This window comes from Paenibacillus sp. NRS-1760 (assembly GCF_050467785.1).
Classification (GTDB): domain Bacteria; phylum Bacillota; class Bacilli; order Paenibacillales; family Paenibacillaceae; genus Pristimantibacillus.
Map to the genome: position 1 here is coordinate 34,441 of NZ_JBITPK010000015.1, position 14,646 is coordinate 49,086.

At 41.4% G+C, this 14,646-nt stretch carries 8 protein-coding genes; 6 read left to right on the forward strand and 2 right to left on the reverse strand.

Features of this window, described 5'->3' with window-relative positions; genetic code table 11:
- The first annotated feature begins 68 nt into the window (after nt 1–68).
- The 4 genes from ACIFSR_RS24055 (at nt 69) to ACIFSR_RS24070 (ending at nt 10,520) form a co-directional block, all read left to right on the forward strand.
- Nucleotides 69–842 carry a hypothetical protein gene (locus ACIFSR_RS24055; RefSeq protein WP_430060519.1) on the forward strand — a complete coding sequence of 258 codons (774 nt, stop codon included), beginning with the start codon at nt 69–71 and terminating at the stop codon, nt 840–842.
- Nucleotides 835–2,334 carry a hypothetical protein gene (locus tag ACIFSR_RS24060; protein WP_430060521.1) on the forward strand — a complete coding sequence of 500 codons (1,500 nt, stop codon included), beginning with the start codon at nt 835–837 and terminating at the stop codon, nt 2,332–2,334. The genes ACIFSR_RS24055 and ACIFSR_RS24060 overlap by 8 nt, the downstream gene beginning before the upstream one ends.
- An 849-nt stretch (nt 2,335–3,183) precedes the next feature.
- Nucleotides 3,184–9,054 (forward strand): S-layer homology domain-containing protein, encoded by a 5,871-nt coding sequence (locus ACIFSR_RS24065; protein ID WP_430060524.1) that lies wholly within the window; start codon nt 3,184–3,186, stop codon nt 9,052–9,054.
- A gap of 350 nt (nt 9,055–9,404) precedes the next feature.
- Nucleotides 9,405–10,520 carry a glycosyltransferase WbsX family protein gene (locus ACIFSR_RS24070; protein ID WP_430060527.1) on the forward strand — a complete coding sequence of 372 codons (1,116 nt, stop codon included), beginning with the start codon at nt 9,405–9,407 and terminating at the stop codon, nt 10,518–10,520.
- A 70-nt stretch (nt 10,521–10,590) separates the two neighbouring features.
- On the opposite strand, the gene ACIFSR_RS24075 is transcribed toward ACIFSR_RS24070, so the two are convergent.
- The gene (locus ACIFSR_RS24075; RefSeq protein ID WP_430060530.1) at nt 10,591–11,862 is read right to left on the reverse strand and encodes a DUF1963 domain-containing protein; all 1,272 of its coding nucleotides are present in this window, start codon (nt 11,860–11,862) and stop codon (nt 10,591–10,593) included.
- Between the two features lie 137 nt (nt 11,863–11,999).
- Here ACIFSR_RS24075 and ACIFSR_RS24080 point away from each other — a divergent pair, with 137 nt between their 5' ends.
- A complete protein-coding gene (locus ACIFSR_RS24080) occupies nt 12,000–12,353 on the forward strand; it encodes a VOC family protein (RefSeq protein WP_430060533.1) in 354 nt (117 codons plus the stop codon).
- Nucleotides 12,354–12,483: 130 nt separating this feature from the next.
- Here the strand turns inward: ACIFSR_RS24080 and ACIFSR_RS24085 are convergent, their stop codons facing one another.
- On the reverse strand, nt 12,484–13,086 hold the full coding sequence (locus ACIFSR_RS24085; RefSeq protein WP_339205235.1) for a TetR/AcrR family transcriptional regulator: 603 nt from the start codon (nt 13,084–13,086) through the stop codon (nt 12,484–12,486).
- A 294-nt stretch (nt 13,087–13,380) separates the two neighbouring features.
- Here ACIFSR_RS24085 and ACIFSR_RS24090 point away from each other — a divergent pair, with 294 nt between their 5' ends.
- Nucleotides 13,381–14,643, forward strand: a complete 1,263-nt coding sequence (locus ACIFSR_RS24090; RefSeq protein ID WP_430060536.1) for an MFS transporter — start codon at nt 13,381–13,383, stop codon at nt 14,641–14,643.
- Nucleotides 14,644–14,646: the final 3 nt, after the last annotated feature.

Consider the following 14,646-nt stretch of genomic DNA (forward strand, 5'->3'; position numbering starts at 1 on the left):
TCGTACATAAGTGTTAAATTCCGTGCAGTATATTATTTAAGGATAAATGTAACTAGGAGGAATTATTTTTGACTAGGGCTGATTTAGCTTGTTTAATATGTGGAGATTTTAGAAATCATAAGTCAATAGAGAGTATCTATGAAGTATTATTTAACAAGTTGAGTAATTATGAATCAAGAATCGATAAATTACTGCGAGATGACAATGTTGATGATTTAACAGTACTAGGACCTTATCTGGCTAGAACCGTTTTAGAAACAACTTGCACAGCAATAATCGGAAGACTTGATCCGTTTAGAATAATATCATTAAGAAATGTTCAATCTCTATCCAATTTCAGTTTGGGAAATAAATCAACATCAGCAATTAGTTGGAGCGGAGATGTTTTTGGGAAGAATGAAACTACTACTAATTTATGGAGTCCTGATAAAGATATATCAAAGATTGAAAGAGTACTCTTAGGACGATACTATGGTGAAATGTATTGGAATCCTAGTTATAAGAAAATGTTAGATGACAATACTATTAGTAATGAAATGGCGCTAGAGTACTATAGAACGGTAGTTGAGGATCCTGAAAGATTTATATTATATTTAAGAAGTGAGTCATCACGCATATATTCTTCGCTATCTAAGGGAGTACATAGTGAATTAGTTATTGCTGAGGAAGTCGTTTATGATAAAACAACTGTTAGTGTTCTTATAAGCGATACTATTAAACTGTGTTCTGTATTAGGTTATTTAAGTCATTATATTGATACTGTCATATGTCGGTTACCTATAGATAATGCTTTAGCAAGTTTTAATTCAATAGATATATGGAGGGAAGAATTAAGTGAGTGAACTATTTGATAGCCAACTGATACTTGCAGCTGAAGATTTTCCTGACAACGAGTTTCAAAATTATCATACTTTTTCTTCATATGAGAATAAAATCATTAGGAAACTAATTGCACATGGCCCTGTGCTTATCAGAGGTGGAAGAGGAAGCGGTAAAAGTGCATTACTAAAGGAGGCATTCTTTAGGACTAATAAAGAAGAAAATCTTAATAATGTAATGGGAATTTATATTAGTTTAAGACATCTTCCACTAATTAGAGCAGAAGGTAAAGAATACGAGCAGTACTTTTGCAAGCTAGTTATTGATACAGTTAAGTCAAGTGATGAGATTAAAAATCACGGAGAGATTAACTTTGATCCAAATCCAGATATAGGTGAATTACAGAAAGAGTTATTTCAATTAGCTAGTAAATTGCAAAAAAGAATAATATTATATTTTGATGATGCTGCACATATTGGTCGCGAAACATCTCTGAAGGAATTCTTTGATATCTTTAGGACTTTATCAAGTAACACGATTTCTTGTAAAGCTGCAATTTATCCTGGTGTAACTGAATTCGGTTCAAGGTTTGACCTATTAAATGATGCTAGTGTGATTGATATTGCACGTAATGAAGAAAATCCATCTTTTCCATCATTTTTCAAAGAAATTATTGAAATCAGATATCGTGATTATGTAAATCTAGACAATATTAAATTACCTCTAGATGATTTCTCTAGATTTTTAGGTAGAGCTGTAATTGGAAATGTACGTGCATTTATTTATGCAATGAATCATTTAGTTGAGATATCTAATGATAGCAGTATAGGTTTATTAGAAATTGAAAAAACATTGAAGCATTTAGCAATAGAGTATTACTGGCCATTACTAGAGGAATTAGAACCTAAATTAGGTAAGTATGAACCATTAGTAGATCCGGCTAGAGAATTGGCAGAGATGCTCTATGAAGATGTAAGTAAGCTAGTTGATAGACCTGATTATGGTCCTTCCTGTGTTATTCATAGAGAAGTAGTAGAACGATTGAAAAAACTTTTTGAAATAATGGAGTATGCTGGATTTGTAGTAAAAAGAGATTCGTCAAGAGCAATGAAGAATGGAGGCAGAGGCGCTAGATATGTTCTTAACTTGTGTAATCTTTTAGAGGTTATGCCGAGTAATCGTTTAACTTCAGATTTATTTAGGAAATGGATTATCAGCGAGAAAGAATATGTTCAGATTCACAGAAGAGGAATTCTTGATAAAATTAATTTGCCTGAGTTAGCTGAAATAGGTACTTTAGGAATCCTGCAGAAAGATATCTCGGTACTTAAAGTATCCAAAGCATATCCATACGGATTAACACCTCATAGAATGGAAATTTTAGAACGAGGCGAGTTTAAAACGGTAGGTGATTTGGCAGAGGCTACTGATGAGCAACTTTTGAAATTAACAAATATTGGGGACGGATGGTTAAGACGAATAAAAAGTGTAGTCGGGCAGGCGATTTGGATGTGACTTTAGTTGTAAAAAAATATCAAACTTTATTATAAATACTCTGCCTACAAATTAAAGATGAATTGAGTTTTTATCTATCTTTGTTTTAAAAACCCTTGATATCCTTGACTGTGAATCAAGGGTTTTCATCTTTTAAATTATCAAACTTTATTCTAAAGCTACAATAATGTCCGGTGACATTAAAGTTGATGACTAGTGTTAACATCCAACAAACCCTAAAGCCCACCATTAAAACCATGCACAAAGCTTATAAAGTGTAATTACAAGCCGAACTGATTTCAGGCATTTCCAGCTGAAATCACTCGGCTTTTTCTTTTCTATTTCAATCTCTTCCTCGATCTTTTTCCCAATCAATATCCTCGTAATCCCTTGCCTGTTCTGGTTTTATTCCTATTTTAATCTGTTCCCTTTAAAACCCAATCCCAATGTTTTCTCCTGCTTTTACTCCTACCTGCCGTCAAACTGGTTCGATTTGTGTTTTTCCCAAGCCCTCACGCCCATGATTTTCTCTGCATTTCAGTCAAACTTATTAAAAAATCGGATTTTTTTGAGGGTGTCGTGAATATGAAAAGCCCTGTGGGAGTAGGGTGGAGCGGGATTGGTTGGGTGGGAGATGGGTGGTGTGGTGAACTTATTCATATGGGGACAACCACATTAAAATAAAATTGTCATATGACAGAATTGATGACAGCGGTCACTATAAGACAACCTCCCTTTTAATTATAGTAGTTAATGATGAGAATTTTTTTATAAGGATCATGTTGAAGTCATGGTAAGAAGGTGGCTAAAGACCTCATGATATTTCAATGATTAACTATGGTTCCATACAAGAAAGTGGAGGAATGAAGGATGAGGAAACAATCTTTTTTGTTGGTCATCGCTATTTTATTATCAGTTATTTCACCTGGACTAGTATCTAATAGAGCGGATGCCGCTGGGGGTACAGTTACAAAAAGTTACACTGCCTCTGCGGATACGATGGAGTTGAGAGGCCAGCCGGAATATAACGGCATATACGATAATGATGGGGATGGTTTTCTTAATGTTGGTATGAGTAATAATGACGGCTTCGTAAATGTCCGAAATAGAATGGCAATGATGTTTAATCTAGGTGTACCCGAAGGAACTATTGTATCAGCAGAGTTGGTTTTGACTGTCGCTACTGTCCTTAGAGTCCCTGGCCATAATTTGTATACGGAAGTTAGGGGTTCTACAGCGAATGATTTGAACCTTGTAAGCTTTCCGCCAATGGATACGAACACCCTTTATGCGGATAAATTTACAGCAAAGAATACTAGTGAAGTGCCTATGGGTACATATCTTCAGAATCAAACGATTACTCTTAACGTAAAATCAGCTGTAGATGCATTTACGGACAGCTCTGATCGTAAACTAACCTTAATTCTGAATGGTAATGAGTCAGATGCTGATAGCGGTAGATTTCTATTTTATTCCATGGAAACTGCAAATGCTGCGTATCATCCTAAACTAGTGGTTACTTATGAGACCGGACCTGCAAATACGATTCCGACAGGTTCTTTTGCGATAATTGAAGGCGCAGCTACAAGCTCGTCATTTGTTAATCTATCTGTAACGGGATCTGACGCTGACGCAGGCGATAGTGTTACGCATATGAGATTTTCGAATAGTGCTGCGGGTTTGTCGGCAGCATCTTGGTTGCCTTTTAGCAATTCAGCAACATTTAGTCTAGCTGGCGGTGACGGGGCTAAGACGATCTATATGCAATTAATGGATTCCAAAAATGGAATTTCGAATACATCTTCCCAGAGTATACTATTAGATCAGACACCTCCAACAGGATTTCTTATCATTAATAATAATGCTGCATTTACCAAAAACTACACCGTGACTTTGAGCGGAAGTTATTCCGACGGGAGTGGCTCGGGAGTTGAGCAAGCTCGGCTATCGAATGTTAGCGGTAGTTGGCAAACGAGTTGGTTTAATATTTCTGATTTGAATGGGAGGTCGTGGGTACTCTCAGCAGGAGAAGGTGCTAAAACGATATATGTTCAATATAAAGATAGGGTCGGGAATTTGAGTACAGGAACTATAAGCAGCACGATTACTGTAGACACCATACCACCAGTTATATCAAATGTTGAGAATAGTAAAACATATAACAAGGCGATAGCCCCCGCATTTAATGAAGGTAGTGGGCTATTAAATGGCAACCCCTTTAATAGCGGGACAGAGATTGTTATGGATGGTACTTATACGCTGACCGTAACGGATTCGGCAGGGAATTCAACAACGGTTAACTTTAAAATAGACACGGCTCCACCGGTTGTAACAGGTGTAACTAATGGTGGAATCTATAAGGGGAATGTGACAGTTACCTTTAATAAAGGAACGGCAACATTAAATGGAGCAGCATTCACTAGTGGAACAGCGGTTACAATGGACGGCACTTATACGCTTGTTGTAACGGATCAAGCAGGGAATGTAACAACAGTGGGCTTTGAGATAGATAAGACTGCACCAATTGTAAGTGGAGTAACACATGGTGGGAGTTACAAAGCTCCGGTTACGGTAATTTTTAACGAAGGAACGGCGACGTTAAATGGAGCAGCATTGGCTAGTGGAATGCGGATTGACGCGGATGGTAGTTATACACTTGTCGTTACGGACGCAGCAGGAAATGCAACAACGGTGAGCTTTGTGATTGATAGAGCAGCACCAATCGTAACAGGTGTTGTGGATGGTGGGATCTACAAGGATAAAGTGACAGTTAGCTTCAATGAAGGAACGGCAACATTGAATGGAACTGCTTTTACAAGTAGTACTGAAGTTAATCAGGATGGAACGTATAAGCTCATCGTGACGGATGCAGCTGGAAATGTAACAACGGTGAACTTTGTGATTGATAGAGTAGCACCAATCGTAACAGGTGCTACGGATGGTGGAATGTACAAGGATAAGGTGACAGTTAGCTTCAATGAGGGAACAGCAACATTGAATGGAACTGCTTTTACGAGTGGTACGGAGATTACTGTAGACGGTAGCTATACACTTGTCGTAACGGATGTTGCTGGAAATGTAACAACGATGAACTTTGTGATTGATAGAGTAGCACCAATCGTAACAGGTGTTGCGGATGGTGGAATCTACAAGGATAAAGTCACGGTCAGCTACAATGAAGGAACGGCAACATTGAATGGTATTTCTTTTACAAGTGGGACTGAAGTTAATCAAGACGGCACATATAAGCTCATCGTAACGGATGCAGCTGGAAATGCAACAACGGTGAGCTTTGTGATTGATAGATCAGCACCAATCGTAACAGGAGTTGCGGATGGCGGGATGTACAAGGATAAAGTGACAGTTAGTTTTAATGAAGGAACATCAACATTGAATGGTGCTTCTTTTACAAGTGGTACAGAGATTACTGTAGACGGTAGCTATGTACTTGTCGTAACGGATGCAGCTGGAAATGTAACAACAGTGAACTTTGTGATTGATAAAGTAGCACCAATCGTAACGGGTGTTGCCGATGGTGGCATGTACAAGGATAATGTGACAGTTAGCTACAATGAAGGAACGGCAACATTGAATGGAACTGCTTTTACGAGTGGTACGGAAGTTACTCAAGATGGCACGTATAAGCTCATCGTAACGGATGCAGCTGGAAATACAACAACGGTGAACTTCGTGATTGATAAGGTAGCACCAATCGTAACAGGAGTTGCGGATGGCGGCATGTACAAGGATAAAGTGACAGTTAGCTTCAATGAAGGAACGGCAACATTGAATGGAGCAGCTTTTACGAGTGGTACGGAAGTTACTCAAGACGGCACGTATAAGCTCGTCGTAACGGATGCAGCAGGAAATGTAACAACAGTGAACTTTGTGATTGATACAGTAGCACCAATCGTAACAGGTGTTGCGGATGGCGGCATCTACAAGGATAAAGTGACAGTTAGTTTCAATGAAGGAACGGCAACATTGAATGGAGCAGCTTTTACAAGTGGTACGGAAGTTATTCAGGATGGCACGTATAAGCTTATCGTAACGGATGCAGCTGGAAATGTAACAACAGTGAACTTTGTGATTGATAAGGTAGCACCAGTAGTAACTGGAGTAACCGAAGGTGGAATCTACAAGGAAAAAGTTACAGTTAGCTTTAATGAGGGAACGGCAACATTGAATGGAACTGCTTTTACAAGTGGGACGGAAGTTATTCAGGATGGCATATATAAGCTCATCGTAACGGATGCAGCAGGAAATGTAACAACGGTGAACTTTGTGATTGATACGGTGGCACCAATCGTAACAGGAGTTGCGGATGGTGGAATGTACAAGGATAAAGTGACAGTTGGTTTTAATGAAGGAACAGCAAAATTAAATGGAGCTGCTTTTACAAACGGTACTGAGGTTACTGCAGACGGTAGCTATACACTTGTCATAACGGACGCAGCAGGAAATGCAACTACAGTGAACTTTGTGATTGATAAGGTAGCACCAATCGTAACTGGAGTAACCGAAGGTGGAATGTACAAGGATAAAGTGACAGTTAGCTACAGTGAAGGAACGGCAACATTGAATGGAACTGCTTTTACGAGCGGGACTGAAGTTAATCAAGATGGCACGTATAAGCTCATCGTAACGGATGCAGCTGGAAATGTAACAACGGTGAACTTTGTGATTGATACAGTAGCACCAATCGTAACAGGTGTTGCGGATGGCGGCATGTACAAGGATAAGGTCACGATCAACTTCAATGAAGGCACAGCAAAATTAAATGGAACTGCTTTTACAAGCGGTACGGAGATTACTGTAGACGGTAGCTATACACTTGTTGTAACGGATGGAGCGGGTAATGCTGCTACGATTATTTTCCTAGTGGATACTACTGCTCCAACGGGTACATTAACCATTGATCAAGCTGGTTCGGAATGGACGAATGTTGCGGATACAACTCTAACTCTTACTAGCGATGACAGTAGTAAAGGAAGTGGCGTTGTCGAGATGCGCTTCTCGGGCAATGGGACGAATTGGAGCAGCTGGGAGCCATCCGCTGCAACAAAGGCATGGAGCTTTGGAGCAGGCGACGGGGAGAAATCAGTATTCGTACAGTTTAAAGACAAGGCAGGCAATGTAAGTCATTCCGTTATTCAAGATAAAATAAAACTTGACCAGACGATACCGACAGGAATGATTACCATAAATAGCGGAGCTGCTGTAACGAGTAGCAAGGAAGTAAAACTATCTCTAACTTCTTCAGATGGCGAAGGTAGTGGTGTTACTGAAATGCGGTTTTCTGCCGATAAGTTGGCTTGGTCAGCTTGGGAGAATGTACTGCTCACCAAAAATTGGATTTTGGATGGAGATTATGGATCTAAGCAGTTATACGTTCAATACCGAGATGCAGCAGGTAATAACAGTGTGGCACATGCAGCATCTATTGAATACCAAGCAAGCAGCGGTTCCAGCAATGGCGGTGGTAGTACAGAAACGAATTCTGATATTACAGTTAGCATAGGAAACAAGCCAGTACAAATGATTAAGGCAACTGTAAGGACAATAGAAGGTAAAAAAGTTACGACGTTGGTTTTTGAGGAAGCTCAGCTTAAAGAGCTTTTGAATGGAGCAGGTGATAATCCCGTTATTACGATTACAGTTCATAATCAATCTGATATCGTGAATTGGGAAATAAATGCCGGGCTTCTTTCAGCCTTTGAAAGCAGTAACGCTGTTATTCAACTAATGTCTGAAAAAGCGTCTTATAGCTTTCCGTTGGATCAAGTTCATATTGATAAATGGCTTAACCAATTCGGATCTAATGTTTCACTTAAGGATATAACTCTCAAGATGGAAATCATTCATGCTCCTAACTCAGAATTTGTTTATAAGGATAGGGGTAACGGACAAATTACACTTTTCGCTCCTCCTGTGAAATTTTCAGTGAAAGCGTACTTTGGGGGCAAGGAAATAGAGCTGAATCAATTTGATACTTTTGTAGAGAGAAGTATTGCTTTGCCTGAAGGATTAGATCCTAAGCGTATTACGACGGGAGTAAAGCTAATTTCGGACGGATCGCTCATTCATATTCCAACTAAGGTAATAGAAGAAGGCGGACGTTATTACGCTGTCCTGAGCAGCATGACTAACAGCATGTACGGTCTCATTTATCATCAAAAATCATTTAGCGATGTTGCAACACATTGGGCCAAAACAAGTATCAATGATCTGGCATCAAGACTTATCATTAATGGTTCTGACGAGCAGCGTTTTTTACCGGATAACGAAATAACTCGAGCAGAATTCACAGCTATAATGATAAGGGCATTAGGTTTAAGTTCTGCTGCTAAATCTGTAAGCTTTACAGATATATCAGAAAAGGACTGGTATCATTCAGCAGCTCAAATCGCATATTCGTACGGATTGGTTGATGGATACAGCGATGGTTCATTCAAGCCTAACGAGAAGATTACTAGACAGGAAGCAATGGTTATTTTATCGAGAGCAATGAAGCTGGCAGATTTGTATAATGAGCTTGGCAATGTACAGCAGCAAAATCTGCTTCATGGTTTTAAAGATAATACCAAATTAGCGGCATGGGCTCGCCAAGCCGCGGCATTAACGATTCAATTCGGTGTTATCGGCGGTTATAATGGGGAGCTGCAGCCTCAGAAAAATATTACTAGAGCTGAAACAGCCGCCATTATCCAAAGGCTGCTTCAAAAAGCTACATTCATTTAAGCATTACATAAAGAGGCTGCGGATTCCGCAGCCTCTTTATCGATTAGAAGCCGGAAAATACCTATTAGATAAACTAGGTGTTTTCCGCTTTTTTATGTTAAGGGAAGAGAAGTGACTTTCATTTTTTGAGAAAAAAGGGATGTTGTTACTTTTTTCGGAATATACAGCTAACTAGAGATTTCTGATTGGCATCTTCTATTTGTTGTAATGTGATGGCGGCTAGGGAGTCTTATGTCGTATTTACCCGGATTTAATGTCTTTATTACCCCTGTTCGTATGTGGGCTATTGGTTATAATGAGTATTATGTAAAGGCTTCCAATTTAAAAAATCGTTGAAAAGAGGAATGCATTTGAGCAAACAGTATGACGTAGCGGCATACATATGGCCAGCTTATACAGGGGACGAACCAAGAACTAGGATGTTCTGGCCGGAGGGGATTGGGGAGTGGCAATCGGTCAAGAACGCCGTCAAGAAGTTTCCCGAACATAATTGGCCGCGCAAGCCGCTGTGGGGCTACTGCAACGAAGCGGACCCTTATGTGATGGAGATGCAGATCAACGCGGCGGCGGACCACGGCGTCAATGTATTCATTTACGATTGGTACTGGTACGACAAACGCCCTTTTTTGGAAAATTGCCTCAACGACGGCTATCTAAAGGCAAGAAACAACGATAAAGTGAAATTTTATTTGATGTGGGCTAACCATAGCGTGAATAATACGTGGGATATCCGCTTGTCGCATGATATGGAAGGCGCCATGATCTGGGATGGTGCGGTCGATCGCAAAGAATTCGAGATCATCGCCGAGCGCGTAATTAATCAATATTTTAAGCATCCGTCTTACTACACGATTGATGACAAACCAATTTTCAATATTTATGATCTTGCCAATCTGATGAGAGGTTTGGGCGGTGCCGAGGAAACGAAGGATGCGTTCGGTTGGTTCAGAGCCAAATGCCTCGAAGAAGGCTTGCCCGGCTTACACCTGCAGCTCACTTTGTGGGGTGAACAGAACTTTAATCTCAGCGGCGTTGACGGCGGGGAAAAGGTAACGGCGAAAGAGATCGTAATGCTGCTTGGCTTCGACAGCTTGACCCACTATCAGTACGTTCATTTCGTGAACGTAGACCGTGATTACAACGAAATCATGGTGGATGTCGTTCAAGAGTGGTCCCGCATTGACGCAGCATACGACATTCCGTATTATCCGCACATCTCGGTTGGCTGGGATAATAATCCGAGGTTTAAGGAACGTGTTCCGCTTGTTGTTCAGAACAATACGCCAGACAACGTTCAGAAGGCGTTTGAACAAGCGAAGCAATATGCGGACGCACATCCAGAGCAACCTCCGCTCATCACGGTGAACAGCTGGAATGAGTGGACGGAGACGAGTTATTTATTGCCGGACGATTTGTACGGGTACGGGTATTTAGAGGCGATTAAGAAAACATTCGTCAAATCGTAAGCGCGGAGAGCTGACCTCCTCTTTGAGGTAATCAGACCCACACGAAGTGGGTCTCTTCTTCGATTTTAAATCATGTCTGCTGGAAGCTTGTCGCTGACAGCTGGCAGCCACGGCAAAGGAAGGTGTAGTAAATACCTTCACTATTTCCGACTTGCTCCATGTCCAGCTGGGCAATGAATACCATTGTTTCCGCACAGCTAGGGCAGGACGGGTATTCAGCATCTTGAATCCAAGTCGGATGCCCTCCAATTTGTGTGGCAGGCACTTCAAGGGCCCAGTAAGAAGCTTCATAACTACCTCTAGGCTGGTCTAACATGTGCAGCAAATGGACAGGCTCTGTATCCTCATAAATCTCTCGAGAAAAATGCTTCGGCAGCTGATTATAGGAACTCCAGCTCATATGGCCCTGATAATCAATTTCCATAAACTGCACACCATAATAAGCTGCGCACCGCATACATGCAGCCAATCGCAAACGTTCACCTTCAAGATTCAGAAATTGCAGAACCGGGTCGAGGAGATTGCAATCAAAAAGCACCTCTATTGGGCCGTCGCACCATGGGCAGGTGTGATTACTGTCCTTGAGCGCAAGCACTGCTTTATTTTCAGGAAATTGATCTTCAGCCTTAAATGCATAGCGAACCGAATGGAATAATGTAATCTTGTTTCCCTCATCATCCAACTCCCAACCGGCCTCATGGGTATAGCTTTCAGGGGATACATAAAGTTCGCTAGCCCAGTGTGGAGCTGATTTTGCCCAGCTGTCAAACTGACGCACAATCTCTTCATCTCCGATCCAAGCAAGGGCTGACAGTAGATGGTTGCGATTCTCCTTATCGTGATGAATCCGTTCCATGATTTTGGTTCTAATGGAAGGCAGAGCATCTTTGAAAAGAATCCCTGGATAAAAACATTCTTTTTGCACTAACGCATCCAAGCCAAGATGGATGGTTGCCTGAGCAAAGCAAACGAGCGATAACAAAATTTCTTCGGCCTGATCAAGCTCCCCCTCTTCAATGAGTTGTTTAGCATACGCCTCCATTTGAGCGACTTCCTTTGGAGTGAGGTTATGATAGAGTTCCTGTTCGCTTTTTGGGTAGGAGAGAAGGACCTCGAGCGGATCATGTTTTTTAGGTGTATGCATGATTTTAAGTATTTCAACGGGTTCGGTAACATCTTTATAAGGATCGACGAATCTACGATTGCGGGCAATATAGTCTTCCTTTTCCAATCGAAGCTTTTTTTGTTGGCAGGGCATACATATTCCGCCTGACTTGGCTGCGGTAGCTGGTAAAATAGTTGCTACGCAGCCTTCTGTTTGGCAGGGCAGACGTTCCGTCATTAGCTCACCTCTAGAAAAATGGAATTTTGTTTTCTATTTTTATTATCTCTGTCATTGAAAAGGTTGTCACTAGCATTTAACCGAATTAATACGGGAAGAAGCATTAGTAATTATCGAATAATGATGGGAGGATTAAGATGCGGGTCAAACGGATCGTCACGAATATTGAAGCGCAGGATATTACCGCTGCAAAACGTTTTTACGAGGATGTACTCGGTCTTGAGTTATGGATGGATCATGGTTGGATTAGAACTTACGGTTCGAGCGAAGAGATGAGCATACAAATTAGTTTTGCCACACAAGGGGGATCTGACACGCCTGTGCCTGATATGTCGATTGAAGTCGATGATCTCCAAGCTGCATTTGATGGCATGAAAAAAGCTGGGTTTCCAATCGAATACGGCATCGCTGTAGAGCCCTGGGGTGTTCGGCGTTTCTATGTACGCGACCCATTTGGTAAGCTTATCAACATTCTTTCTCATGAGCATTGAGGCAAGGCGAAATTTATTGTTTACAGCATGAGATACAAGAATGAACGGATGAAGCCCGCCGACCAACAGGTCAGTGGGCTTTATTTTTATGTGGTGCATAGATGGCAATAACATTCATTCTTCTACTGAATTACTGACCATGAACGGGTGCTTCCTTAAGCTGTGCAAGTATGATCTCTATCGTATTATCAATAAATGATTGTTCGGGACGTGCTTTCAATATTACCGTTAGCCCAATTAACGATACGATTAACGACTGCGATAAAGCTTTCGCGTTGACTGAAATTTCGAGCTCACCCGATTGTATGCCCCTTTCAATGGTCTCTAGAAATATGACGGACAGGTACATTTGATGTTCTCTTGTGAGAATTTCGAATTTTTCATCATGCGGTGCAAGCTCGACTATCGTATTGATGCTAAAGCATCCACGGTTGCGATTTTCTCCGTATTCCTCAGCAACTACCCCTTCAAAATAATGGCGAAAGGCTTCCTTAACAGAGGAATAGCTCTGAAGCTTGGTTCGAACGAGAGCAGCGCGCGACATCGTATATCTGCGCAGTGCAGCTTCGAATAATTCTTTTTTGTCACCAAAAGCTGAGTATAGGCTAGGTCGTTGAATACCCATTCTGGAAGTTAAATCGCTTAGTGAGGTAGCCTCATAGCCTTTCTCCCAAAACAGCTGCATAGCTGCATCCAATGCTTTTTCTTCGTCAAATTCGCGGGTTCTTCCCATAGTCAAAACCTCTCGGCATTCTTTATTTTCTAGTGAATGAATCAAATGCAATAGATAATCGCCTTCATTTACGTACCATTTGGTATAGTATTATTTTATAATTAGCGGTTTGCAATGTCAAATGAAAGATCTGTTTTTCACAATATTTGCTTGGTTTTTAACCTAAAACAGTGTGTAAATATTTTTTCGTTGACAGAGATCGTTTTTATGCGTTATATTTACCGAGCAATATAACGTACCGATCGGTACATAAAAAATAGTTTTTAAAATGAATAAAGAAAAGGTGAGTTTGGAATGGAGGAGCTTAAAGAAAAAGCAGCAATTTATAACAAGGTAAGGATGAATTCATCACAGGGAACAAATAACGATCGCGTTTCCGTTCAGGGTTCCTCCATGTCTCGCTTGGTCACACTGTTGTTTGCGGTTGCCTGCGGGATGTCTGTTGCAAATATCTATTTCGCACAACCGCTGCTCGATCATCTGTCGATGGCATTTGGCATTGGCTATTCAACCATTGGCATTCTGATTACGATCACCCAAATTTTTTATGGGTTGGGATTGTTATTGTTGGTACCGCTTGGAGATTTACTGAACCAGCGCCGACTCATTATCGGTCAGATGTTGTTTTCCGTGATCGCCCTAGTTATCGTTGGGTGCGCCTCCTCCAGCCTGATGCTTTTCGCAGGTATGGCTTTGGTGGGACTGCTTGCTGTTGTAACCCAGACGCTTGTAGCATTCGCAACGAACATAGCTGCTCCTGCCGAAAGAGGACGTGTCGTTGGCGTAGTAACAAGTGGAATTGTCATTGGCATCCTTCTTGCACGAACGATTGCAGGAGTATTAACAGATATAGCGGGTTGGCGTTCCGTATATTTATTTTCTGCAGCATTGATGCTTCTTATGGTTGTTGCATTATTTAAGGTTTTGCCAAATGTGAAGCGGGAAGTGAAATTACTGTCCTATCCTGAGCTGCTTAAGTCGGTGTTTATGTTGTTCGTTCAAGAGAGGATCCTACGTATCCGGGCGGTTCTGGCTATGCTGATTTTTACGGCTTTCAGTATATTGTGGACTTCATTAGTACTGCCCCTTAGCGCATCGCCATGGTCACTTTCTCACACCGCCATAGGGGCATTTGGCCTCGTGGGAGTTGTTGGAGCGTTAGCTGCTGCAAGGGCGGGAAAGCTTGCCGATCAAGGTTATGGACAGAAAACGACGGGCATAGCTTTGATTCTATTGCTCCTATCATGGTTGTTAATCAGCTATACAGATCAGTCGCTATTCGCCTTGGTTATTGGCATTGTTCTTCTTGATTTGGCTGTGCAGGCTGTACATGTCACGAATCAGAGCATGATTTTCGCATTGCATGCGGAGGCTCGCAGCCGACTTGCAGCGGGATACATGGTTTTTTACTCCATTGGGGGTGCCGTTGGTTCGATCTCATCGACGCTTACCTATGCCCATTACGGCTGGGACGGAGTATGTTTGCTTGGAGCATCGGTTAGTACATTCGCTCTTCTGTTTTGGGCAATGACGAGGCGTACTGCCTCTGCAGCATGAAAA